The sequence below is a fragment of the Streptomyces sp. 13-12-16 genome (assembly GCF_002114215.1).
GTDB lineage: Bacteria > Actinomycetota > Actinomycetes > Streptomycetales > Streptomycetaceae > Streptomyces.
Map to the genome: position 1 here is coordinate 7,727 of NZ_NCTE01000913.1, position 23,040 is coordinate 30,766.

A 23,040-nucleotide genomic window follows, 5' to 3' on the forward strand; every position below is an offset into this window, starting at 1 on the left:
GCCGGGGTCGGTGATCCAGCGCTCGAAGGCGACATTGAAGGTGGCGATCCCGATGTCGGCGGCGAGTGCCGCAGTGGTGGTCTCCAGGCCGCGTTCGCGCAGCGCGTGGGCGAGCGTGGAGGCGAGTGCGGCGAGTTTGGCCAGCTCGCGTTCCTGGAGTTCGGGGTTGGCGGCGATGACAGTCTGGCGTTGCCGTACCAGGTCCGCGCGTTCCTCGAAGACGGGAGCGGCTTCGGCCAGGGCGTGGGTGATCACCTCGAGCGGCGGGAGCGTGGCGGGGGCGGCGGCCGTGGCGTCCGTGAGGAGGTCGGTGAGGGGGCTGTCGCCCGGGAAGAGGACTTCCCGTTTGTCGGCGAAGTGCCGGAAGAAGGTCCGTTCGGTGAGCCCGGCGCGGGTGGCGATCTCGGCGACGGTGGTGGCGTGGAAGCCCTTGTGGTTGTAGAGCTCCAGCGCCGCCTTCTCCAGGCGGCCTCGCGCGTCGGGTTTCCATCGGCTCATGCCCCGATCCTACCTGTCGATGACAGAGCCTGACATCAAAGGTACGTCAGTCACTGACATGAAGGTGATGGCAGTGACTGACGTCGGTGTTACGGTGATGTCATCAACTGACATCACGGCCCCCGCCTCTGGTGGGGGAGCCTGGAGCAGGAAGGCGCACCATGCGCGTATTCGTCACCGGAGCCTCCGGACACGTCGGCTCCGCCGTCGTCCCCGAACTGCTCGAAGCGGGGCACCAGGTCGTCGGCCTGGCCCGCTCGGACAGGTCCGCCGCCGCGTTGACGGCTGCCGGTGCCCAGGTGCACCGAGGCGACCTGGACGATCTCGCCGGCCTCGCCGCGGCCGCCGCCGCGGCCGACGGCGTCATCCACCTGGCCTTCAAGCACGACGCCATGTTCGCCGGCGACTTCGAGGGCGCGGTCGCGGCGGACCTGCGCGTCATCGAGGCGCTCGGAGACGCCCTGGCCGGCACCGGCAGGCCTCTGGTGGGCACGTCGGGAACCCTCGCCTTCGCGGGACTGAAAGGCACCCTCACCGAAGCCGACGCGCTCGGCGCGGGCCCGCGGATCGACGCCGAGAACGCGGTCGTCGCACTCGCGGAGCGCGGCATCCGCTCCTCCGTCGTCCGGCTCACTCCGACCGTGCACAGCACGCTCGACCACAACGGCTTCGTCCCGGCCCTGGTCTCCGTCGCCCGGGCGAAGGGCGTCGCCGCCTACGTCGGCGACGGGGCCAACCGCTGGCCCGCCGTGCACACGCTCGACGCGGCGCGCCTGTACCGGCTGGCGCTGGAATCCGCGCCGGCGGGGTCACGGCTGCACGCCGTCGACGACGAGGGGATCCCCTTCCGGCGGATCGCCGAGGCCATCGGCCGCGGGCTGGACCTGCCCGTGGCCGGCATCCCGCCGACGCGGGCCGACGCCCACTTCGGCTTCCTCGGCGCCCACGTCCAGGCCGACAATCCGTCCTCGAGCACGCTGACCCGGGACCTCCTCGGCTGGAAGCCCGTCCGGCCCGGCCTCGTCGACGACCTCGCCCAGGGGCACTACTTCGACGCCCCGGCGACCGCCGCCCACTGAGCCCGCCCCACCCCACCGGTTCCGCCGCGCCGCATCCCGGAGGCGCGGCGGAACCGGTCCACACGACCCCTCACGCCCACGAGGACCGGCTGCCGCGGGTCTCTCTTTCGGATCTTGGCGGTGTACCGGATGGCGTTCCCCGGCTCCCGGGGCCTGTAGCGCCCCGCAGTTGTGCGCCTGTCGGTATCCGAGGGCGAAGTCCTGGGCCTGTCTGCCGGGCGGGCGAGGGCGCAACCCGTTGGCCACCTTCTCCGAAACGTCCCTAGGGTTGCCGGGATGACACGCAGCACTGTCGACCCGGCGACGATCACACCGGAGATGGCTGTTCAGATCCGCAGGTGGCGATGCGACGAGGACCACTCCTGGCGCGCCGTGGCCCGGGCCGCGTCCGATCTGTGGGGCTCCGAGTGGGGCGGCAACCAGCTCTTCGGCGAAGATCTCTGTGTGGCCGCAGCGAAGCTGCTGGGCGAAAACCCCTACCGGGAACCCTGGAACTGACGCCCGCCGGACTACTCCTCTCGGATCAGCGGGCTGACCGGAGGAAGACGCCTGCGCCGTGGAGGCCGGCCAGGTGGACGGTTGCCGTCTTCCCGTGGCGGGTGGCGATCCCTCGCCCGCACCCGTTCCACGCGGTCACCCCGCCGGCGTGCCCGTGGACAAGTCCCGAGACGACGGCAGCCCCGACGCCAGGCAGGGGAGTTGGGGCTGCCGCCCACACGAGTCCCGCGGCAGGGCGCTGGAACAAGCGCACGCGTCGCGCCGACCAACGCGTCCATGCCAGGCGACGTGACGGTGTCGTACGAACGATCCGCCCACTGGCCGGTCCGCCCCTTGGCGAGAACTCCCCGACCGCCTGTAGCCCAGCCTCCGGTGGCCCGCCTCCCGCTTCGGGAACAGACGGGCTACCGGAGGCCGAAGGCGAAACCGCCGGTTGTGCCATGGACGGGCTTCGCTGCAACAAAGACCGTCCGATCCCCTGTTGTGTCGAGTGGCAACGGCCGGGGAGACCGCGATCAGAGGCCGCGGCAGAAGCACGGCAGAGGAAACGTTTCGAGGTGCACCGTCGATAGCCCCCAGTGCCGCATCGATCGTGGACGGGCCTGAGACCAAGGGCTAAGCGAGGGAGATTTGTCGCCTGTTATCCGGCGGTGGGGCAGGAGCGCGAAAGAAGCCGGCGCAGGCCCGGGACACAGGCAGACCGGCGGGAAGGCCGGGCTCGGTTCACCCCGCGGCAGGCCACCGGAGGGCATACGGGTGCCCGGCATCGGCGCGCCGTCGAAACGGGTGAGCTTCGGCGCAGGGCGCGGCAGGAAGCGCATGAGTGGCCTGCTACGCCAGGCGGAGTCCTGTCGCGGGCAGGCGGCGGCCTGCTGGCGCTGCCCAGGCGCTGGGACAGTCTCCCGGAGACGGCGATGGCGCCATCCCCACGTCGGCTGTCCGCACCGTGCCGTGGCGGCCCGGGTGGCAGCCCGCCGGCGGTTCCCCGCAGCGAAGGCGCGATCTCGCGACGGCCCGGCGTCGAGCGCCCGCGCGGAGGGCGCAGGCGTTCGGCCGGCTCAGCCACACAGGCAGGGGCCTGGTCGTCGCGCATGGACGAGAAGTGTTGCAGGTCGACTACCACGACCATTGCCTGCATGTCAGGCCCCTCCTTCGCTCGGCTGGAGATCTTCAGGCGGCCGGGGCGGGCCCGGTCGCTCTGTGCGGTGATGTCCCCTGACTTTCGTTGTTTCATCCGTCCCAAGCCACCCCTCGCGGAGGGCGGAAGCGGGACTGTCGCCGGTCGCCGCGAAACGCCGGGTACCGGGTACGCCGGATGACCTGGGCCTTTGTGCTGACGGTCTGTCACCGCAACGTGGGACGCGATGAAACAGGGGCACCGGAACGGCCTTTACCGCGTTGAAACGGGGGCAGGAAGGTGTCCCATGAGGCTCTGGATCCTCCGGCTCTGCAAGGCCGGGGGATCGTCGTATACGGGGCCTCGTGTCGAGTGGCAACGACCGAGGAGACAAATGAACATGCGCACGCACGCGCACGCATCATGCGTGCAGGGACCGGTCAGGAAGGGCAGCCCGCTGCTGCCGGTTCCGGCCGTCGTCATCATCGTGGTGGTGCTGAGCCTGACCGCCGGCCTGGCGGCCTGGGGGCAGAACCTGGAGACCGTCATCGCGACGATCACCGTCGGCGGCCTGCTGGCGGTGGAACTCGTCCGCCGGACCGTCGCCATCTTCTCCGCACACCGCGTATAGAGGGAGAGCGTAATGGGGTGCGACACTCGCGCCCTGGCGACGCCCGTACCCGTGGTTGAGCTGGCGCAGTGGCTGCGGTCACTGCGCCAGCGCGCGGGTTTGAGCTATCGCCAGATGGCTCGTCTTGCGACTCTCCAATCCGACCAGCCGGTCCCTCACCTGCGGTTCTTCCACGCTGCCCGAGGCGATCGGCTGCCCTCCTGGCCCGTCGTCCGGGAGTATGTCCGAGTGTGTGGTGGGGACGAACGGCATGCCGAGCGGCTATGGAAGAAAGCGGAAGCCGCCACGGCTCCACCCGGTACCCGGCCCCAGCGCCGTCGCCCCGTGCTGCCGCCGCAGTACATCTGCGAGCCGCTCGAACTGCTGGACGCCATGCGCGCCCTGCGGTTCGCCCACGGCAACAAGACACTGCGGGAGCTGGAGGCGGCGGCCACCGAGAACGGCGTCAGCTTCCTGCCGCGCAGCTCACTAGGAGCAGTCCTCGGCGGACAACGGAGGCCCTCCAAGACTCTGCTGCTCACCTTCGTAAGGGTGTGCGGAGGGGTCGAGCCCGGCACTCCCGAAGCCCGGCTGTGGGAGCAGGCGTGGGAGCGAGTCGACGCCTACCAGCGCGGCCTGCCCGCACCCACTACCGGGCAGTTGCAGCAGAAGGAGCAGACCCCGGGGCAGCGAGAGGCCGAGCCGGACACGGTTCCCCTCCCCGCTGAACCAGTGCCGCCCGCTCGCCGCAGCCGGTCAGCAAAGGCATCACGGTGGCGGCACTGGGCGGGGAGGCTGCTTCACCAAGCCCTACAGCCGTACCCACACCCCGTCGTCCCACACGGAAACTGACCCCCACCCCTGCACAAAGGTCCGGCCGAAGTCATAGGTGACGCCGGCCGGACCGCCTTCGCCTGTGCGGAAACCCCCGGGCACGCTGACCCGACCGGCCGTTGCCGCGGCACCCGCACCCCGTTGGGCTGAACGAGTGAACGTCCAGGGTTCCGGGTGACGGGCTGACGTGAGGGCAGGGGGGAGCACCGAGGACGGCGCGGGATCTGGGCCTGGACGAAGTCGTCGAGCTCAAGCAGGTGCGCGCCCTGGCGGTGCCGACCGACGCGTTCACGCGGATCGGGCCGCAGGCCATCAGCGCCTGGCGAGCCGGAGGAGCGGCGTCTTCGCCCAGCCACCTGCGGCGCTTCAGCCCCGAGGTGCGGCACGTGCTGCTCGCGGCGCTGGTCTTCTGCCGCGAAGGAGAGATCACCGACACCCTGGTGGAGTTGCCGAACTCCACCGTGCACCGCGTCGACGCCCGCGCCGGGAAGAAGGTCACCGACCACTTCGTCGCCGAGTTCACCCGGGTCCGCGGCGGATCCGGGCTGCTCGGGAAGATCGCCGCCGCCACCCTGGACCGCCCCGAGGGGCACCGTGCGCGACATCGGCATTCACTGCGGCACGATCCTGACGGACCGCCAGGCGGGCGCGACGGGAGCTGCCGGCCGGTGTCCGACACACCTCACCCCCAGGTGCGCCGACGCCGCGGAAGCGCCTGGAACTGCCCAGGGGCGGGGGCGACGACCCGGACCGATCAACACGGTGCGACCTTCGACCACTCACTGGTCTCGCAGGTGGACGCTGGTGACGGCGATCGCACATGCGGCGCATGCCCACACCGCGTAGACGGTCCAGGCTCCGCCGGTGGTCCAGGGGAAGAGCGTCGGGGAATCGCCGACCTCCACGAGCCGGAGCCACGCGGGGTAAGGCAGGGTGTGCCTGACGACCGCCGACCAGTGGCGGCCATCGGTGAAGACCAGGGGCAGCACGAGGATGACCATCACCGAGGTGATCACGGCGGAGGCGGTGTGCCGGATGACGGCACCGAACGCGAAGCCGACGAGCGCGCACACCGGGGCCAGCAGGGCGGAGGCCAGGACGACACGGAAGGCGCCCGGATCGCCGATGGAGACGCCCGCGTCCCGGCCGTCGAGGATCGCCTGCGTCACAGTGAACGAGACCCCTGCGACGAATGCGCCGAAGACGGTGGTGACCACAGTGACGACGACCGCCTTGGCCGCCATCACCGAGCGGCGGGACGGAACGGCCGCGAACGTCGTCCGGATGGTGCCCGTGCTGTACTCGCCGATGATCGTGAGAGCGCCGATGGCGCCGATGGCGAGCGCCATGAGCAGTGCAGCGTTCGCGCTGAAGGCCTGCTGCAACGCGATCCCGTCGTGGGCGAAGGAGTCGCGGTCTTTGGACACCTGCAGCGTCCAGTGGCTGTACGTGTCGTAGGCGATGCCGGTGTTGAGGCCGATGACGGCCAGGGCGGTGGCCCCGTAGGCGATCCAGGTCGAGCGCAGCGACCGGTGTTTGAGCCACTCGGCGGCGACCAGGTCACGGAAGCGGGCGCGGGGTTCGCGGGCGGCGCGTCGGCCACCGGGAACCTCCGTGGTCGTGGTCATCGGAAACCTCCTCCGGGGAACTGAACACGGTCGGCGGTGAGCTCCATGAAGGCCTCTTCCAGCGAGGCCGAGCGGGTACTGAGCTCGTACAGCGGGAGACCGTGCCGTCGGGCGATCTCGCCGATCCGCACCGCGGTCAGGCCGGTCACGGTGAGCTGCTCGCCCTCCACACGCACGGCCGCACCCGCGGCCGTCAGCAGGTCCCTCAGGGCTGTCGCGGCGGGCGTGGTCACGGAGACGCTCTGCCGGCCGCTGCGGGCCGAGAACTCCGCGAGGCTCTCCGCCGCGAGCAGCTCGCCGCGGCCGATCACGATCAGCTGGTCGGCGGTGTGCTCCATCTCCGACATCAGATGGCTGGAGACGAACACGGTACGGCCCTCGGCGGCGAGCCGCCTGAACAGCTCACGCACCCACTTCACCCCCTCTGGGTCCAGGCCGTTGAGCGGCTCGTCAAAGAGCAACACCGGCGGGTCGCCGAGCAGGGCGGACGCGATGCCGAGCCGTTGTTTCATGCCGAGCGAGAATCCACCGATGCGGCGCCGGGCGACCTCGGCGAGACCGACCTCCCGCAGCACCTCGTCCACCCGGCGCCGCGGGATGCGGTTGCTGCGCGCCAGCGCCGACAGGTGCGCCGCCGCACTGCGCCCGCCGTGCACGTCGTGCGCGTCGAGGAGGGAGCCGACATGGCGCAGGCCGCGAGGACGGTCACGGAAGGGCCGGCCCCCAATGGTGACCGTGCCGCTGGTGGGCTCGTGCAGGCCGAGGACCACCCGGAGCGTGGTGCTCTTGCCGGAGCCGTTCGGCCCGAGGAATCCGGTCACCCGACCGGGGCGCACGGTGAAGGTCAGGTCCTTGACAGCTGTCGTGCCGCCGTATCGCTTCGTGAGCTCGTTGACTTCGATCACGGCGCCCACGGTGCCGTCCGGCGCCCCCGCTCGTCGTCGGACCGGTGCTGACAATCGCCGGGCACGGGTGTCGACCCTGGTTGTACGACCGCAGGCCGATGCCCCATGGCGTGCACGCGCTTACGATCTCGGCATGCCCGTCTCACCGCCAGCGCCGTTGCCGCTGCTCAAGCGCATACCGCCGGGCCTGTGGACGGCACTGGTGTGGGGCGTGGCAGCAGTGCAGCCCATCGTCGAGTACGTCCTGATGCCGCCGCGGCACGAGTACTCCCTCAGCTACCCCCGGGACGGCCTCGACTCGCTCACGGCTCAGGCGTTGCTCGCCCTTGCCTTCCTGGTGGTCCTGACCGGCAGCGTGCTGCTGCGCCGCCGGACGGTGGTGGCGTACGGTCTGGTGGTCGTCGGCACGGTCATCTCGGCGGTGGCCTGGCGGCAGGACGAAGTTCTGCCGCTGCAGTTTCTGGGGGTGGATGTCGCCCTCTGCTATGTCGCGGCCACCCGGCCCCGGCGCACCGCGATCACCGCGACCGCCGGAACGTTGGGCGTGCTCGCCGGATACCTCCTCCTGCGGTGGATCACGGGAGGGGAATCCGGCACCGCCTCCGAACCGTTCGTCGCCCTGACGGCCGTCATCGCCTGGCTCATCGGCGACTCGGTGCACCAGGCCCGTGCCCACACCGCGGAGCTGCACGCCCGGGCCGCCGCCCAGGCAGTCACCGCCGAACGGCTCCGCATCGCCCGCGAGATGCACGACACGGTCGCCCACAGCATCGGCATCATCGCCCTGCAAGCCGGAGCCGCAGCCCGAGTGGTGGAGACACAGCCGGCCAGGGCCCGCGAGGCGATGATCACTGTGGAACACGTAGGGCGTGAGACGCTGGCGGGGCTGCGGCGGATGCTGGGCGCACTGCGGCAGACCGACCAGGAGCAGGAGCCCGCCCCCCGGCACCGGGAACCAACCGGTCACGACCAGGGGCGTACACAGGCTCCTCTGCGGCCGGCTGCCGGTCTGGCGGATCTGGAACGGCTCGCCGCAACGACCACGGCCGCCGGTGTCCGCGTGGAAGTGTGGTGGCAGGGCAAACGCCGCCCGCTCCCGGTGGACATCGATCTCGCGGCACTCCGGATCGTCCAGGAGGCGGTGACCAACGTCGTACGACACGCGGCTGCCGATCACTGTCAGGTGAAAGTCGAATACCGCGAGGACGAACTCGTCGTCGAGGTCGTCGACCGAGGGAAGGGCGGCGGCACGAACACGGAGAACCCGGACACCGGATTCGGCCTGGTCGGCATGCGTGAGCGGGTCGCCTTACTGGGCGGCCGCTTCACCGCAGGGCCGCGTCCGGGGGGCGGCTTCCGGGTTGCCGCCCGGCTACCGGTGCCGGCAGTGGCAGGGACCGGATCCGGAGCGACGGCTGGAACCCGATGACCATTCGCGTAGTACTCGCCGACGATCAGCCCCTGATCCGCGCCGCCCTGCAGATGGTCATCACCGACACCGCGGACGTCCAGGTCGTGGGTGAGGCCCGAGACGGCGCCGAAGCGGTCCGGCTGGCTGGACAGGTCACCCCCGACGTGGTGGTGATGGATATCCGGATGCCCGGCATGGACGGCATCGAGGCCACCCGCCTGATCACCACGGGCACCAGCACCGCACGCGTTGTCGTGCTGACGACCTTCGATGACGACGACTACGTCTACGGAGCGCTGCGCGCCGGCGCGTCCGGGTTCCTGGTCAAGGACATGGCCTTGGACGACATCCTCGCCGCAGTCCGTGTCGTGGCCGCCGGGGACGCCCTCATCGCACCGGGCGTCACCCGCAGACTGATAAAGGAGTTCGCCGACCGCCCCACGGCGACGCCGCCACGGCGGACGGGACTCGAGCGCATCACAGACCGGGAACTCGAGGTGCTCACCCTGGTCGGCAAGGGCCTGTCCAATGCCGAAATCGCCGACCGGCTCTCCATCAGCGTTGCCACCGCCAAGACCTATCTGACCCGGCTGCTCGCCAAGCTCGACGCACGTGACCGGGTGCAACTCGTGATCATCGCTTACGAAGCGGGGCTGGTGGCACCGTCACACTGAGCGAACTCCCCTGCGGTCCTTCAGCGGCGGATGCGGCGGGCCGCCTCGTACGGTCGTGTCGGTGCTCTTGACGAAGGTGGTGAGCACGTACCGGCCGAACGGGTCGGCAAGTTCCGGGTCGTTGCCCGAGGGGGCCGAAGCGGCGCCACCGTTCCACCCAGTGTGCGGTCCGGGCGCAGATCCCGATCGGCGTGCGCTCCGGCCGCTTCGCCGACGGGCGTCGCCCCTCCGGGCGATGCGCCTTGAGCGAGGGGATGCCGGTGACCGGGTCGATGACCAGGCTCTCATTGTCCGGGTATCCGGCGGGCCTCGGCCTGGCCGTAGACCACGCCGACCTGCTGACGCACCGGGCCCCGGTGGTTCAAGGCCGGACCGGTCAGCCTGTCCGACGGGCCCCTCGTCCCTGGAATCGTCGACTTCTTCGAGGAGGGCGTCGCCGCGGGCAAGGGAGTCTTGGAACTCATCGGCACCGACGTCGCCGCGTCCTGCGACGACCTGATCAAGGACTCTCCCACCTACGCGGATGCCTACCAGGAATCCATCAGCGCGGAACCCGGCGCACACGAGAAGTGACGCCCGTCGGCCCATGTCGGCGGGCGTAGCCCACGCCCGAGCGATTCGTTCGCCTCGGTGCGCGACGGCCCGTGTCGGCCCTCGGGACTGGTAGGCGTCGTTGATCGTGTAGCCGGAGTTCTCAGGTTTCTGCGTGGAGGGGAAGCCCTTGTCGTCACTCCCTGTGGTTCCTGGCGCTGGCATAGCCTGTGAGCCAGGTGACGCTGATCCAAGACGGGAGACGTGCGTGATCATCTGGGTGAACGGCGCGTTCGGGAGTGGGAAGACCACTCTGGTCGACGAGTTGCACCGGCGCTGGCCTGCTGCTTTGGTGTATGACCCAGAGCAGATCGGCTACGTATTGCGTGACATCGTCGATGTGCCGACCGGGAACTTTCAGGACTTGCGTCTATGGCGGCGGCAGGTGGTCAGCATGGCTGTGGGTCTGCTGGAGGAGTACGAACGTCCGATCCTGGCTCCGATGACGCTGGCCAACCCGCAGTACGTTGCTGAGATCTTCGGCGCGTTGGAGGACGAGGGGGTGGCCATCCACCACTTCTTCCTCAAGGTTCCGTCCGAAGTTCTGGCGCGACGGATCGATGCCCGGAGTGTCGCGCCGCACGATCCTGAACGTGACGAGGCTGCCCGTCAGTGGTGCAAAGCTCAGATTGAGCAATGCGTGGCCGCAGCGGACGCCTTGCCGACGGGCACGATCTTCTTGGACGGCGAGCGCCCCTGCCAGGAACTGGCCGACGAGGTCTTGACGCGCGTCGGTGTGAGCGTGAGCTCGTAGGGTTCAACGAGAGTGATCGCCGGGTGCGTAGTTCTTCCAGGGGGCTCCGGCTTCAGTGGCGATGCGGGTGGTGCTCTTGTCGTGGTAGCCCAGTGCCTGGGCGATGACGGGCGCCGGGGCCTGGAGGACGAGTTGGCGGATGGCGGAGGTGCGGCCCTTCTCGGCCGGGACGCCGAGTTTCCGCAGCGCGTCGCGCAAAGTGCCGGGGTTCATCGGCTGGCTCGGGCGGCGGCCGGGGAAAAGCCAGGGTGAGTTCTGGTTGATGGCAGGTGTGTTGGCGGGCAGGGCCTGGAGGTAGTCGAGCAGGAGGGCGGCCACCGGCTCGGGGACTGGGGCGGGCGGGTCGCCGAGCCGGAGTGTGACGTGCTGGCCGTCGTGGACAACGTCGTCGGTGGTCATGCGCACGATTCGGCTGACGGGCTGGGCGAACAGCAGGACCAGACAGGCGGCGAGCCGGACTCTCGGCGAGGTGCTGTCGTCGGCGAAAACCCGTTGCAGGGCGGTGATGCGCTGGTGTTGGCCCATCGGGTGGGGGTTGGTGGTCGGGCGGTTCGGGATGGTCAGCCGCGGCATCCGGCGGGTGTCCGTGCACCAGCGCAGGAATGCCTGTGCGGGGCGCCGGGTGGCGTACTTCTCCGCGTGCCAGGCATCGAGATCGGTCTGGGTGCAGGACTCCAGCGTGACGTGCCGGGCGGCGAGCCAGACCAGGAAGGCGCCGGCCTGGGTGATCTGCTGACGGGATTCCTGCGTCGTGCTGGTGCCCAGCGGGCTCCTGGCCGCCTTGGCGCGGAGCTTGCGGAGTTGGTGCCAGGTGGCGAAGTGTTGGAGCATGCGTGCGTGTTCGGTGTCGGCGGTGGTGGCGATCCGCTGGGCGAGCCACCGCTCGAACAGCAGAAGTCGGCGGTCGAGGTGAGGCAGGACACCGCTGTCCATGAGCAGGTCGCGCAGGTAGGCGGCGGTCCGCCAGTTCGGCAGGGCCTGGATGGCGTCGTGTGTGAGCGGCACTGTTCCGGTGGCGAGGTCTCGCAGCAGGGCCGGGACTTGCGGGTTGCGGAGCCAGATCAGTCGACTCTTCGGACGGTTCAGTCTCACCAAGAGCTCGTGCAGCGGGACCAACTGCGGGTGGATGCGGCCGGTGCCGTCGTCCAGGAGGGCGGTGAGCCGGTCGGAGAGGGTGCAGCGTTCGCAGAGCCGTCCACCCAGAAGCAGGCCCTCGAAGCCACAACGGCCGCAGAAGAAGTCGCGGCTGATGCCTGCGCAGTCTCGGCAGATCGCGGTTCCCGCCGCGTCCCGGCCGGGAAGCAGCCGCTCGGTTCCGCAGCTGTGGCAGCGGCCTCGGTCCCGCGTGGCCCGCTCGTAGCAGGTGCGGCAGATAGGCCCGTCCGACCAGTTCGCGGACTTGGCGGCGCGGCGGCCGCAGCGTGCGCAGGTGCGTATGTGCCATCGCTCGTACTTCTCGCGGCTGTCGTAGGCCGGGCTCACGAGTCGGGGGTGATCCGGGCGCGCTTGGGTCGGATGGTGTTGGCCAGGTCCACGACGTCGGCGCCGCCGGAGGCGGCGGTGCGGCGCGGGGCGACGTTCTCGGCCCGGGTGGCGATCAGGTCAGTGGGAGTGACTTCGAGGATGTCACAGAGCGCGGCCAGGACCGGCAGGGAGAGCCGTTCCGGAGTCTGGGTGACCAGGCGCCAGACCTGGACCGAGGACAGCTCGATGCCACGTTCGGCGAGCAGCGGGGAGAGGTCGGAGGCGGCGAAGATGCCGCGGGTGGCCATCACCTCGCGCAGTCGCCACTGGTAGCTGACCTGGCGTTTCATCAAGCCCTCCTCGCCGGCCGCAGAGCGGCCTGCATCGTCGCGTCCAACGCTCTGCGCAGGGTGCGGGTGCGGAAGTCGGAGGACACGCACGTGTAGATCGCGGTCGTGGATGCGTGTTCGTGTCCGACCTGTTCCTGGACGAACCGGGCGTCCATGCCCTTCTCGATCAGGTGGGTGACGTAGGACCTGCGGAAGGAGTGGAAGTCGAGTCCGTCGTCCAGGCCGAGGGCGTCCCGATAGGTGGTGAAGCGGGTGTTCATCTGGGAGAAGCCGACCCGGGCCGAGCGCTCCGAGGGCCACAGGGCTCCGGAGCCGGCAGTGGGGAACAGCGGACGCACCTCCTCGTTCCACTGCTGGAGGATCTCCGCCGACCAGTCGAAGACGGTCAGAACGCTGCGGCGCTTGGGCGGCGAGCCCTTCTTCGCCTTGCCGTGGCGAACGTAGAGGACGCCGTACTCGCCGAACTCAGGACCTTCGGGGTTGCGTCCGAAGTCGACCGCGTCCAGCATCCGCGTCTCGTTGCGGCGCAGGCCGAAGGCGTAAGCGGTCTTGAACAGCATCGCGTCGCGGAAGGCGGGCAGCCAGCCCTTGCGGCCCCGGCCGCGGACCCTGCCGACCTGGTCGTCGGCGTGGTCGAAGAACGCCTGCAACTCCTGCCGGGTAAAGGCCCGTTTGCCGGGATCGGCCTCGGTTTCCTCCACGTGCACCGCGGTGTTCCACTCGTGCACGATCTGAATCGGGTGGGCCCCGAAACGCTCTTCGCAGGTCGCCGCCCATCCGTAGGCGGGATCGGTGATGAAGGAGCAGAAGGACCGGACCGATCCCTGGTAATTGCGGAGCGTGGAACGGCGCAGGTGCCGCACCGACCGCAGGTCGCCCAGCCACTCGTCGACCATCTGCGGCGACCAGGCCCAGGGGAACGTGTCCGCGTGCCGGACGAAGGCGCGTACCACCTTCTCCCGGCCCTCGATCGTGGAGAACGCCAGGTTCCGCGCGAGCTGCTGGTTGCGCCAGCCGTCCAGCATCGCCGTGAACACCTGCTCGTCCGGCCGCAGCAGTGGCAGGTCACCTACCAGATGCAGCCCGACAGCCCCCGGCGCGAGCCTGTTCCCACCCACGAATGACTACCCTCCGCCACCTACGTCAGACGAAGGAATCTTTCATCAGATGTAATCGCCTGGCAAGTTCCCAGCTCAGAACGCGTGGTGCCACGCATCCGACCCCCTTCCAGTGGCTCGGCAAGTCCTCCTCGTCGGGCTCATGCAAGCCGCTGGCCAGTACAGAAGGGGCAAGCTGCCGCCGGTGTGAGATCCAGCCGCAGTGTTGCATCCGATGAAATTGCGGCCACTTGGAACATCGGTACAGCGGTTGGCGCTGAGAACAATCACGGCCCCGCTCGGGGATTCTGCGGGGGTTCGCGCAAAGATCGCCAGCGGGTATCAGCGCTGGCTACGGTCTGCCTCGTGCCGGTGGAGTTTCTGACTGATGCAGCGAAGCACTCAAGTGGATGGTGCCCGTGGAGGACCTAGAAGCGATCTTCACCAGGCGTCCAAACGCCCCAGTGGCCGGGGTGGCAATAGTTTCCCCACTCGTCGCTGATCTCTACATAGGGGTCGTCTTCGGGGTTGGTTCGCGGGTCCGCCCATCCTCCGTTTGAGCCGAACTCCTGAGCCTCGGTGGCCAGGATCTCCTTCAGCTCTGCGTTCCGAGCCTCTCCTGCTGCCTTGCTCATCTGCTCTGAGTAGTCAGAGGCGACCTCGTGATCAAGCATTACCTCCAGCGCACGTTTGGCCGCCGCATCAGCGATCCGACATGCTTCCCGATTCGCTTCCTTATCTGTCGTCACGAAGCGACCGAAGTCACCGAAGCTGGTGATGCCGAAGAACGCGAGCACAGCCAGCAATGAAACCGTGATTCCAAGCCAGGTACCTGCCCGCGCCGAAACCTTCGACGCGCCGCCACCCCCTGAGCCGCTCTCGTCGGACCCTTGTCCCCCCGTCCGGCCGCCGCGGTCGGCATCGGTGCTGCCCACGGTGGGGGGGGGGGACGGTCGGCCTGGGGGGAGCCAGGACGCTGGACAGATACGCGGTGAACGCCGGATCTTCGGACAGCACCTCCGACAACTTCTCATGCAGCCGCGAGCGGGCATCGGGATCGTCCGGGGCCTGTTCCACCGCCGATACGGCTTCTGCTCCCTGGTCGACTCTGCTCAATCGGCTGCGCACCAGATCGGCGGCCATGTTGCCTGCCGTGCGGCCCTCTATGGCTGCCGCAGCGGCAGCCGCCTGCGCAACTGCCTCCACCGCAGTAGTCGGCAGGTCCATCCCGTCTGCCATATCTGTCCCCCTCAGACTCCTCGATGCTCCAAACAACCTTATTGCGCAGCAAAGTTGAATGACCGGCGAATCGCAGCTCAGGAACCCGGTCTCGGGGAACATCGGTACAGCGGATATCGCTAAGCCGGTGATCACGGTCCGGCCGGCGTGTGGGCGCTGACGCGGCTCTCGTACTCTCGGCGGACCTTGCGCTGGACCGGGGCCGTGGGGATACCCTGGCCCGGTGTGCTTAGCCGACCATGATCGTCCTCAGCGCCAACCGCTGTACCGATGTTCCTACCGACGCCAATTGCATCTGATGCGAATAGGCGACACCCGTCCTGGAAGTGGGCTCAGGACCGCATGGAGGCGGTCCCACCGGGGGCTCTGACCTCGAAGCCACGGTAGCGGTCTTGCTGGCAGATATCTGCGGGCCTCACTCCATCGAGCGATTGAACTGCGAAGACGCCCCCGAGTCGCATCCGATGCGAAATTCTCGCGTCAGATGCGATAGACGGAGAGTGATGGCGGATGGGTGGGGATGGTCCCGTTCCAGGGTCTGCTCGGCTGCACCTGATCGACGGTCTGCCGTTGCTGCGGCCGGACGAGCAGGTCTTCGAGGCGATGATCAACGGCTGGCGCAACCAGCAGCTCGCCCGGAACCTCTCGCCGGGATACGTCGATGACCAGGAACGTACGGTCCGGGCCTTCACCAGGCATGCCAATGCGATGCCGTGGCAGTGGACGCCGCAGCACGTCGACGAATGGTCGGCTGATCTGCGGGCCGTGCACGGCTGCGTGCGCTCCACCTTGCGCAACTACCAGGGCTCCGTGCGTCAGTTCTGCGACTTCCTGACCAACCCGGCCTACGGCTGGAGCGACGAGTGCCTGCGGCACTTCGGTACTCACCCAGTCCAGGTGGTCTACGACTGGAATGCTGCGACGCATGCCGACGAAGCCGAGGGCGAGCCGGAAAGACGGGCCTTCACCCGGCCCGAGCTGGAAGCGTTCTTCGACCACGCCGACGAGGAGGTCCTGCGTGTTCGCGGCAAGGGCCGCAAGGGCTGGCTGCCGGCCTTCCGGGACGCCACCTTGTTCAAGGTCGCGTACGCCTACGGCCTGCGACGCAACGAGACCCGGATGCTCGACCTCACCGACTTCGGCCGCAACCCAGAAGGCCAGGAGTTCGGTGAGTACGGCACCCTGCTGGTCCGCTACGGCAAGGCCAAGAAGGGGTCGCCACCGAAGCGCCGCAGCGTCCTGACCGTCTGGCACTGGGCACCCGGCACGATCGAGGAATGGATCAGCGAGGTGCGGCCCGGGATGCGGCATTCGCCAAGCCGGGCCCTCTGGCCGTCCGAGCGAGGCCCGCGAATCGGCGTCCAGCGGCTGGACTCCCGCTTCGCCGCCTACCGGGACGCCGTTGGCCTGGACCCCGCGCTGGAGTTCCACTCCCTGCGCAGGTCCTACATCACGCATCTGATCGAGGACGGTCATGATCCGCTGTTCGTCCAGCAGCAGGTCGGCCACGACTACGCCTCCACCACGGCGATCTACACGTGCGTCTCCTCCGACTTCCGCACCCGCTCCCTCCGACGTGTCCTGGACGCCACCATCGAGGCCGCTCTGCGGCCAGGAAGGACCTCCTGATGCCACGCCACATCAGCTACCGGTGGCGTCTGCGCGAGCTGATGGCCGCCCGCGGCATGTTCACCGTCGGCGAGCTCATGCCGCACCTGGGCGAACGCGGCATCACCCTGTCCTCCTCCCAGGTCCACCGCCTGGTCTCCGGCACCCCGGAACGGCTGTCCCTGCCGGTGCTGGCCGCCCTTTGCGACATCCTCGGCTGCACGCCCACCGACCTGATCACCACCTCGGCCCAGAACCTCTCCCGGCCCGCCGAGCCGCCGGCGAAGAAGCTCCGATCAACCTAGCCGCCCGGCGACCCACACGGGTCCGACTGACGCCCGAGGGGTGAGCGGTGACTCCGGAGGAGTACGAGCGGTGGATGATCCGCGACTGCGCACGCTGCGGCCTTCGGGCCTCGAAGTCTGCCGAATGGTCAGACGGACCGATCTGCCGGACCTGCTACGAACGGGCGATGCGAGTCCGCGGCCTCTGCTCCTGTTGCGACACCGACCGACTGCTGCCGGGGCGAGACACCGCTGGCACACCGATCTGCCGGGACTGCGCGGGCATCGCCCGAGACTTCTTCTGTGATCGCTGCGGTTTCGAAGGACTCCTGCTCGGCGGACGTCTCTGCGAACGCTGCACCCTCGCCGACACGCTCGTCCGCCTCCTCGACGACGGCACTGGTCGTGTCGCCCCGGAGTTCCTGCCTCTGGTCAAGATCCTGCTGGACATGGGCAAGCCCAAGAGCCGACTGATCTGGCTTCGCAACCCCAACGTCGTCCGTCTCCTCCAGGGCCTGGCCACCGGCAGCATCCCGCTCACCCACGAGGGGCTGCACCGGGAAACCCCCTGGCGGACTGTCACTCACCTACGTGACCTGCTGATGGACAGCGGCGTCCTCCCACGAGTTGACCGGCAGCTCATCCTCTACCAGCGGTGGCTGACCGAACGGCTCGCCGTCATCGAGGAGCGCGAACACCGTCAGCTTCTCCGGCACTTCGCTACGTGGCACCAGATGAGGCGCCTGCGGGCGAAGGCGGAGAAGGGACCGCTGGGACGCTCCCAGACCAACCACACCAAGCAGGAGATCACCCAGGCCGGGGCCTTCCTCGCATGGCTCGCCGACCGAGGACGCGCCATCGGACAGTGCCAGCAGGCAGACATCGACGCCTGGCACACCGAGAGCCTGGCCACCCGCCGCCCGTCCCAGTCATTTCTGCGGTGGTGCATGAAGACCGGCCGGATGCCCCGCCTCGCGCTGCCGCCCGCCGTCATCACCCAGGACCCGGAACCGCTGCACCAGCACCGCCGCCTCTCGATGCTCCGCCGGGTCCTCAACGACGACTCCCTGCCACTGCGGGCCAGGGTCGCCGCCGCCCTCGTTCTCCTTTACGCGCAACCCGTCAGCCGCATCGTTCGCCTCACCATCGACGACGTCACCGACGACGAGACGACCGTCACCGTCCAGTTGGGCGACCCGCCGTCCCCGCTGCCGGAGCCTGTCGCCGTTCTGATGCGGGACTACATCCAGTCCCGTCAGCACCTGCCCTACGCCAGCAGCAGGAGCTCGCAGTGGCTCTTCCCTGGCCGTCAGCCCGGACAGCCGATGAATCCGGTCAGTCTCCAGGTTCATCTGCGTGAGATCGGCGTCCCGCCGCAGCGCGGCAGGACCTCCGCCATTCGGCAGCTCGTCCTCCAGGCCCCGGCTCCCGTCATCGCGAAGGCGCTCGGTTACCACGACAAGACCGCCACTCGACTGGTCACCGAAGCCGGTGGCACCTGGAGCCGATACGCCCCAGGCGACCACACACGATGACGCCCCCGAGCCATCGGCAAGAGCACGAGGGCCACAGCCAGTCGGCTGTGCTCCACATCATGGCCGCCTGATGCTCCTGTCCAGCAAGCCCAGAGCCGAGCACAGGGAGACGGAAAGGGTCATCCATACGACGAAGGCCCCGCCGCCGCAGAGCACTGCGCGAGGCACGCTTCCGTCCGCTGCCCAAGACAGCACGCCTGCGATGACCGCGACAAGCAGGGACAGAACAGTTGCCAGGGCGACGAGCAAGACTCGCGTCGAAAGTCCGGAGCGCAAAGCCGACATCCTTCTACGAAGGGTGGCCGCTCCAAGACACACGTCTCAGCCCGACCACCGGAAACGGTAGTTGGCTGAGACGGTGTGTCCCCGGGATGTGGTCCGGACCGCGGGGGTCCGGGCCCCCCGGGGAGACGCCCTCAATCAGTCCTCTGATGCTAGAAGACTTCGACAGATCACACCAGACAGCTCTCGCAATACATCGAGACAATCTCAGCAGTGATCACTAAGGGTGACTGATGACGTTCTCCGGTTAGGTATACGCGACACCTGAACATGCGAGCCCACCAGTCCCGAGGGCCGTGTCTTCGCCACCACCGCGCACTCAACCTCATCCGCATCGACCGATGGCTGACCGGCACCCCGCTCGGCGACACCCGCGCCTCCCGCCTCGAAGCCCTGACACTCACCGCCTGACCACCCGAATCACGCGTTCCTCAGCAGAGTCCTTCAGCCCGGTGCACTGCGAATGGACCCGGCAGCAGCCGAGCAGGTTCAGGTTGCGGTGCTTGAGCGGGGAGAGCCGGGCGATGGGGAACCACTCCGAAGAACCCCCGACTCCGTGAGGCTCACGCGCACTTGGCGGCCACCCGGGCTCCGCTGGGTGGTACAGCCTCGGTGCTGGTGAGCTCTCGTGCTTCCGGCCCGGACGAGCAGGGCCACCGGCCCCTGCGAACCGTGGCAGTGGACGAGCCCGGATCCAGGTTGCAGCGGCAATCGGCCCGCAGAGCCCGGGCCGCCTCGTTCTGCGGTGGTCAACCGCTGGCGGTCGTCGTGCGCGGGTCGCTTTCCGGGCCCGGTGCACGGCCCGGTTCTCGTACAGCTGCCGCAACCCGACAAGCAACGCTGAGCGACCATCGCTCGACGGCCCGCCTCAGGGCAGCCCCGGGAGGCGGAACAGCCGGCCGGGGCCGCCCTGAGGACCGGTCACTTTCGCCAGAACAGGTGATGCGTCACCCCGCTCGGGCTGGGAACGACCTCCAGGTGGAACCGGTCGAGCAGCTCATCGGGGGACTCCCAGAGCCGTACTCCGGATCCGAGCTTCAGCGGCGAGACCGCCACGTGCAGGGTGTCGACGAGGTCGGCGTCGAGGAACTGCCGGATGGTGGTGGCCCCACCGCCGAGTCGGACGTCCTTGCCCTGCGCCGCCTCCCGGGCCTGTTCGAGGACCGTGGCAGGGTCGCCGTCGACGAAGTGGAACGTGGTGTCGGAGAGAACGAACGAAGGACGCTTGTGATGAGTCATGACGAACACCGGGGTGCGGAACGGGGGCCGGTCACCCCACCAGCCGCGCCACTCGTGGTCGTGCCAGGGCCCGCGCTGGGGACCGAACTTGTTGCGACCCATGATTTCGGCGCCGATGTTGCGGGCGTAGTCCCGCGTGAAGTAGTCGTCGAGACCCCGGCTGCCCCCGGGGTCGGTGCGCATGGGCCAGCTCGCCGTGGCGCCGGCCCAGGCGAACAGCCTCTCGGGCTCGACATGACCGAACGGCCTCTCGAGGGTCTGGTCCTCGCCGGCACCGATTCCGTCACTCGAGACGTTGAAGTTCTGGACTCTCAGCAGCTGGGCCACGTGCTCCTCCTGTGATGGCGACAACAGTGGTGGGACTTGGATCCTCACCGTGAGGTCGGAGCCGATCGACGGATCTTGACCGGTACCGGCAGAATCATTTGATCTGCTGAACCCGTCGCCGGCATGTCAAGAGCGGTGGGCCCGCGACGACCACCCGATGACGGGGCCCGACCGGGCGCCACGACGGTGAGGAGTTGGACATGAAGTTCCTGCTGATCATGCACATCGACCCGGCCATCATGGAGGAACTGACCGAGGCCGAGCGCCAGGAGATCATGGACGGCCATGGCGAGTTCATGAAGACGCTCCGCGAGTCCGGCGAGATGATCAGCACCGAGGCGCTGGCCGACCCGTCCCAGAGCTCGGTGGTCCGCGTCCGCGACGGGGTGCCGGTCGTCACCGACGGCCCCTACCTGGAGGCCAAGGAGTTCCTGGGCGGTTACTACCTGGTCGACGTCGCGAGCAGGGACCGTGCGCTGGAGCTGGCCTCGATGATCCCGGACGCCCGGTTCAACGGCCTGGGCATCGAGGTCCGCCAGGTGATCTTCTCCGGCGGCCCGACCGCGTGAGCACCGACCGTGCCACCGTCGAGGGCCTGCTGCGCGCGCTCGCGCCACAGGCCCTCGGCGCGCTGGTACGCCGGTACGGGCAGTTCGACCTGAGCGAGGACGCCGTGCAGGAGGCGCTGCTCGCTGCGGCGACACGCTGGCCGACCGAGGGCGTCCCCGACAACCCGCACGGCTGGCTGACCACGGTCGCCGGCCGCCGCCTGGTCGACCGGATTCGCAGCGAACAGGCCCGGCGCCGGCGCGAGGACGCGGTGGCCGCCCGGGAGCCGGAGCGGACATCGCCCGGCCCCGGCGAGGACACCCCGGCCAACCGGGACGACACGCTGACCCTGCTGTTCCTGTGCTGCCACCCGGCGCTGAGTCCGGCCTCGCAGGTCGCGCTGACGCTGCGCGCCGTCGGCGGCCTGACCACCGCGGAGATCGCCCGCGCCCACTTCGTGCCGGAACCGACCATGGCGGCCCGGATCAGCCGGGCCAAGCAGCGGATCAAGGCCACCGGCAGCGAGTTCACCATGCCGGTCGGGCAGGATCGGGCGGCGCGACTGCGGGTCGTGCTGCACGTGCTGTACGTGATCTTCAACGAGGGCTACACCGCCAGCTCCGGAGACCGGCTGCGGCGCGACGACCTGGCCGCCGAGGCGATACGGCTGACCCGTCTGCTGCACCGTCTGCTGCCGGACGACGGCGCGGTGGCCGGCCTACTGGCCCTGATGCTGCTCACCGACGCCCGCCGGGCCGCCCGCACCGGCCCGCACGGCGAGCTGATCCCGCTCGACGAGCAGGACCGCTCGCTCTGGGACCGCGGTCGCATCGCCGAGGGCGTCGCGCTGGTCACCGACGCGATGACCCGCTCGACACTCGGCCCCTACCAGTTGCAGGCCGCCATCGCCGCGCTGCACGACGGGGCACCCAGCACCGGCGAGACCGACTGGCGTCAGATCAACACGCTGTACAAAATCCTGGAGCGGCTCTCGCCGAACCCGATGGCCAGCCTGAACCGGGCGGTGGCGGTCGCCATGATCGACGGGCCGCAGGCCGGCCTGGCCCTGCTGGACAAGCTGGCCGCGGACGACCGGATCACCGACCACCACCGGCTGCACGCGGTCCGCGCACACCTGCTGGAGATGGCCGGCGACCATCCGGCGGCCCGGGAGCACTACCACCGCGCAGCCCGCGGCACCACCAGCCTGACCGAGTGCCGCTACCTGGAAACCCGCGCCGCCCGACTGGCGCCACGTCCCGCCTCCGGCTGACCCTTCCCGCGCCACCCCGGTCCGACCACCCCCGCCGGCAAGCGCGAGGCGTACCCGGAAGCCGGAGAACACGGCCCTCAGAGGCGGAAGATCTCCGCGAAGCGGGTGAGGAGGGACTCCGGGCCCTTGAGGGCGACGCTCTGGGCGGCGAGTGCCTCGGCGGGGGTCAGGGTGGCGCGCATGAGGTCGAGGACGGGGTGGCCGGAGCGGGTTTCGATGACCAGGTCGGGGTCGGGGTGGGGACCGTGGGCGACGGTGAGGCGGTCGCCGTCGACGGACAGGGCGAAGGTCGCGTCGGCCATGCGCACCTCGTAACCGAGGGTCGCCCCGGCGGCGGCCTCGGGGCGGAAGGCCGTGTGGAAGGACAGGGCGCGGCTCTCGGCGGTGGTGATCTCGCCGGGGCGGGGTCCGGTCATGGTGCGGGCGCCCCAGCGGCCGAGGGCGGTCACGGCCGGCTGGAGCGCGTGGCCGTGGTCGGTGAGTTCGTAGACGACACCGCGGTCGGGGTGGGGCAGGGCGCGGCGGACGGCGACGCCGTGGGCCTCGAGCTGCTTGAGACGGGTGGCGAGGATGTTGGTGGGGATGTTCGGCAGGCCGTTGCGCAGGTCGGTGTAGCGCTTGGGGCCGAGCAGGAGGTCCCGGACGATCAGCAGGGTCCAGCGCTCACCGACGACCTCCATCGCGCGGGCGAGGCCGCAGAACTGGCCGTACTCCTTCACCGTCATGGTTCACATTCTAGTTCCCGCACCATACTGCGAACAGAGCTTGCATTTTACAAGCAGACTTCGGTCTGCTTGGTTGGTTCCACCGGCACGGTCGGCATCGGCAGAGGGAGTGGGAGAGGACATGTCCTTCCAGGCGTATCTGGACAAGATCGAGGACAAGACGGGGCTGACGCCCCGTCAGTTCATCGCGCTCGCGCAGGAGCGCGGCTACGACAGCGCGGACACCAAGGCCGGCGTCATCCTGGAGTGGCTCAAGCAGGACTACGACCTGGGCCGCGGGCACGGGATGGCGCTCGTGCACGTCATCAAGAACGGCGCGAAGATCTCCGACAAGCACGTCGGCTCGGGCGGGACCCACCGGGACGAGTCGGACACGCTCTGGCTCGACGGCAAGGCGAACCGTCCCTGAGACGGGCGCGGCCCTCCCGGCAGGTCGGTGTCCGCGTTCCGGAGGTCCGTGAGAGGACCG

22 protein-coding genes and 1 pseudogene are annotated in these 23,040 nt (G+C 69.3%); 14 read left to right on the forward strand and 9 right to left on the reverse strand.

The annotated features are described in order from the left end of the window. Positions 1-498, reverse strand: a 498-nt coding sequence (locus B7767_RS32040) for a TetR/AcrR family transcriptional regulator (protein ID WP_085575187.1), incomplete at its 3' end; no start/stop codon positions are given. Positions 499-659: 161 nt separating this feature from the next. On the opposite strand from B7767_RS32040, the gene B7767_RS32045 reads away from it, so the two are divergent. From B7767_RS32045 to B7767_RS32060, 4 genes are all read left to right on the forward strand, one after another. Then, on the forward strand, positions 660-1,577 hold the full coding sequence (locus tag B7767_RS32045; RefSeq protein WP_085575188.1) for an SDR family oxidoreductase: 918 nt from the start codon (positions 660-662) through the stop codon (positions 1,575-1,577). Between the two features lie 276 nt (positions 1,578-1,853). Further along, positions 1,854-2,075, forward strand: a complete 222-nt coding sequence (locus B7767_RS32050) for a hypothetical protein (RefSeq protein WP_085575189.1) — start codon at positions 1,854-1,856, stop codon at positions 2,073-2,075. Positions 2,076-3,586: 1,511 nt separating this feature from the next. Beyond that, complete coding sequence (locus B7767_RS32055; protein ID WP_085575190.1) at positions 3,587-3,823, forward strand: hypothetical protein; 237 nt, start codon at positions 3,587-3,589, stop codon at positions 3,821-3,823. Between the two features lie 324 nt (positions 3,824-4,147). Continuing rightward, the gene (locus tag B7767_RS32060) at positions 4,148-4,654 is read left to right on the forward strand and encodes a hypothetical protein (RefSeq protein WP_085575191.1); all 507 of its coding nucleotides are present in this window, start codon (positions 4,148-4,150) and stop codon (positions 4,652-4,654) included. Between the two features lie 761 nt (positions 4,655-5,415). On the opposite strand, the gene B7767_RS32070 is transcribed toward B7767_RS32060, so the two are convergent. Then, positions 5,416-6,264 carry an ABC transporter permease subunit gene (locus tag B7767_RS32070; RefSeq protein ID WP_085575192.1) on the reverse strand — a complete coding sequence of 283 codons (849 nt, stop codon included), beginning with the start codon at positions 6,262-6,264 and terminating at the stop codon, positions 5,416-5,418. Then, on the reverse strand, positions 6,261-7,169 hold the full coding sequence (locus B7767_RS32075) for an ABC transporter ATP-binding protein (RefSeq protein ID WP_179167366.1): 909 nt from the start codon (positions 7,167-7,169) through the stop codon (positions 6,261-6,263). The genes B7767_RS32070 and B7767_RS32075 overlap by 4 nt, the downstream gene beginning before the upstream one ends. A gap of 133 nt (positions 7,170-7,302) precedes the next feature. On the opposite strand from B7767_RS32075, the gene B7767_RS32080 reads away from it, so the two are divergent. The 4 genes and pseudogenes from B7767_RS32080 (at position 7,303) to B7767_RS32095 (ending at position 10,599) form a co-directional block, all read left to right on the forward strand. Further along, complete coding sequence (locus B7767_RS32080; RefSeq protein WP_179167367.1) at positions 7,303-8,598, forward strand: sensor histidine kinase; 1,296 nt, start codon at positions 7,303-7,305, stop codon at positions 8,596-8,598. Next, a complete protein-coding gene (locus B7767_RS32085) occupies positions 8,595-9,254 on the forward strand; it encodes a response regulator transcription factor (RefSeq protein ID WP_085575195.1) in 660 nt (219 codons plus the stop codon). Before B7767_RS32080 ends, B7767_RS32085 begins: the two co-directional genes overlap by 4 nt. A 360-nt stretch (positions 9,255-9,614) precedes the next feature. Beyond that, positions 9,615-9,827: pseudogene (locus B7767_RS32090) on the forward strand (DUF1048 domain-containing protein); the annotation flags it as partial. Between the two features lie 226 nt (positions 9,828-10,053). Next, positions 10,054-10,599, forward strand: coding sequence for an AAA family ATPase (locus B7767_RS32095; protein WP_085575196.1), 546 nt, complete (start codon positions 10,054-10,056; stop codon positions 10,597-10,599). Between the two features lie 3 nt (positions 10,600-10,602). Here B7767_RS32095 and B7767_RS32100 read toward each other — a convergent pair whose 3' ends face one another. The 4 genes from B7767_RS32100 to B7767_RS45935 all read right to left on the reverse strand — a co-directional run bounded on the left by B7767_RS32100 (position 10,603) and on the right by B7767_RS45935 (position 14,445). Next, a complete protein-coding gene (locus B7767_RS32100) occupies positions 10,603-12,081 on the reverse strand; it encodes a hypothetical protein (protein WP_085575197.1) in 1,479 nt (492 codons plus the stop codon). Next, complete coding sequence (locus B7767_RS32105) at positions 12,078-12,413, reverse strand: helix-turn-helix transcriptional regulator (protein WP_085575198.1); 336 nt, start codon at positions 12,411-12,413, stop codon at positions 12,078-12,080. Before B7767_RS32105 ends, B7767_RS32100 begins: the two co-directional genes overlap by 4 nt. Further along, positions 12,413-13,531 carry a site-specific integrase gene (locus tag B7767_RS32110; protein WP_179167368.1) on the reverse strand — a complete coding sequence of 373 codons (1,119 nt, stop codon included), beginning with the start codon at positions 13,529-13,531 and terminating at the stop codon, positions 12,413-12,415. The genes B7767_RS32105 and B7767_RS32110 overlap by 1 nt, the downstream gene beginning before the upstream one ends. A 407-nt stretch (positions 13,532-13,938) precedes the next feature. After that, on the reverse strand, positions 13,939-14,445 hold the full coding sequence (locus B7767_RS45935) for a hypothetical protein (protein WP_143652738.1): 507 nt from the start codon (positions 14,443-14,445) through the stop codon (positions 13,939-13,941). An 874-nt stretch (positions 14,446-15,319) separates the two neighbouring features. On the opposite strand from B7767_RS45935, the gene B7767_RS32115 reads away from it, so the two are divergent. From B7767_RS32115 to B7767_RS32125, 3 genes are all read left to right on the forward strand, one after another. After that, positions 15,320-16,378: a site-specific integrase gene (locus B7767_RS32115; RefSeq protein WP_306298014.1), complete on the forward strand. Its 1,059-nt coding sequence runs from the start codon at positions 15,320-15,322 to the stop codon at positions 16,376-16,378. Then, positions 16,378-16,662 (forward strand): helix-turn-helix transcriptional regulator, encoded by a 285-nt coding sequence (locus B7767_RS32120; RefSeq protein ID WP_107486447.1) that lies wholly within the window; start codon positions 16,378-16,380, stop codon positions 16,660-16,662. Before B7767_RS32115 ends, B7767_RS32120 begins: the two co-directional genes overlap by 1 nt. Positions 16,663-16,829: 167 nt before the next feature. Further along, positions 16,830-18,176 carry a hypothetical protein gene (locus B7767_RS32125; protein WP_085575200.1) on the forward strand — a complete coding sequence of 449 codons (1,347 nt, stop codon included), beginning with the start codon at positions 16,830-16,832 and terminating at the stop codon, positions 18,174-18,176. Positions 18,177-19,379: 1,203 nt separating this feature from the next. Here the strand turns inward: B7767_RS32125 and B7767_RS32130 are convergent. Then, on the reverse strand, positions 19,380-20,024 hold the full coding sequence (locus tag B7767_RS32130; protein ID WP_085575201.1) for a dihydrofolate reductase family protein: 645 nt from the start codon (positions 20,022-20,024) through the stop codon (positions 19,380-19,382). A 200-nt stretch (positions 20,025-20,224) separates the two neighbouring features. Between B7767_RS32130 and B7767_RS32135 the strand changes: the two genes are divergently transcribed. Together B7767_RS32135 and B7767_RS32140 are read left to right on the forward strand one after the other, a co-directional pair. Beyond that, the gene (locus B7767_RS32135) at positions 20,225-20,593 is read left to right on the forward strand and encodes a YciI family protein (RefSeq protein WP_085575202.1); all 369 of its coding nucleotides are present in this window, start codon (positions 20,225-20,227) and stop codon (positions 20,591-20,593) included. Next, on the forward strand, positions 20,590-21,846 hold the full coding sequence (locus B7767_RS32140) for an RNA polymerase sigma factor (RefSeq protein ID WP_085575203.1): 1,257 nt from the start codon (positions 20,590-20,592) through the stop codon (positions 21,844-21,846). Before B7767_RS32135 ends, B7767_RS32140 begins: the two co-directional genes overlap by 4 nt. Positions 21,847-21,923: 77 nt before the next feature. On the opposite strand, the gene B7767_RS49160 is transcribed toward B7767_RS32140, so the two are convergent. Further along, on the reverse strand, positions 21,924-22,571 hold the full coding sequence (locus B7767_RS49160; RefSeq protein ID WP_085575204.1) for a helix-turn-helix domain-containing protein: 648 nt from the start codon (positions 22,569-22,571) through the stop codon (positions 21,924-21,926). A gap of 121 nt (positions 22,572-22,692) precedes the next feature. Between B7767_RS49160 and B7767_RS32150 the strand changes: the two genes are divergently transcribed. Continuing rightward, on the forward strand, positions 22,693-22,980 hold the full coding sequence (locus B7767_RS32150) for a DUF4287 domain-containing protein (protein WP_085575205.1): 288 nt from the start codon (positions 22,693-22,695) through the stop codon (positions 22,978-22,980). The last annotated feature ends 60 nt before the right edge of the window (positions 22,981-23,040 follow it).

What these genes read in the sequence shown, in the direction of transcription:
- B7767_RS32080 (WP_179167367.1), top strand. Translation starts at nt 7,303, where the DNA reads ATGCCCGTCTCACCGCCAGCGCCGTTGCCGCTGCTCAAGCGCATACCG.
- B7767_RS32120 (WP_107486447.1), top strand. Translation starts at nt 16,378, where the DNA reads ATGCCACGCCACATCAGCTACCGGTGGCGTCTGCGCGAGCTGATGGCC.
- B7767_RS32135 (WP_085575202.1), top strand. Translation starts at nt 20,225, where the DNA reads ATGAAGTTCCTGCTGATCATGCACATCGACCCGGCCATCATGGAGGAA.
- B7767_RS49160 (WP_085575204.1), bottom strand. Translation starts at nt 22,571, where the DNA reads ATGACGGTGAAGGAGTACGGCCAGTTCTGCGGCCTCGCCCGCGCGATG.
- B7767_RS32085 (WP_085575195.1), top strand. Translation starts at nt 8,595, where the DNA reads ATGACCATTCGCGTAGTACTCGCCGACGATCAGCCCCTGATCCGCGCC.
- B7767_RS32125 (WP_085575200.1), top strand. Translation starts at nt 16,830, where the DNA reads ATGCGAGTCCGCGGCCTCTGCTCCTGTTGCGACACCGACCGACTGCTG.
- B7767_RS32050 (WP_085575189.1), top strand. Translation starts at nt 1,854, where the DNA reads ATGACACGCAGCACTGTCGACCCGGCGACGATCACACCGGAGATGGCT.
- B7767_RS32105 (WP_085575198.1), bottom strand. Translation starts at nt 12,413, where the DNA reads ATGAAACGCCAGGTCAGCTACCAGTGGCGACTGCGCGAGGTGATGGCC.
- B7767_RS32045 (WP_085575188.1), top strand. Translation starts at nt 660, where the DNA reads ATGCGCGTATTCGTCACCGGAGCCTCCGGACACGTCGGCTCCGCCGTC.
- B7767_RS32070 (WP_085575192.1), bottom strand. Translation starts at nt 6,264, where the DNA reads ATGACCACGACCACGGAGGTTCCCGGTGGCCGACGCGCCGCCCGCGAA.
- B7767_RS32055 (WP_085575190.1), top strand. Translation starts at nt 3,587, where the DNA reads ATGAACATGCGCACGCACGCGCACGCATCATGCGTGCAGGGACCGGTC.
- B7767_RS32150 (WP_085575205.1), top strand. Translation starts at nt 22,693, where the DNA reads ATGTCCTTCCAGGCGTATCTGGACAAGATCGAGGACAAGACGGGGCTG.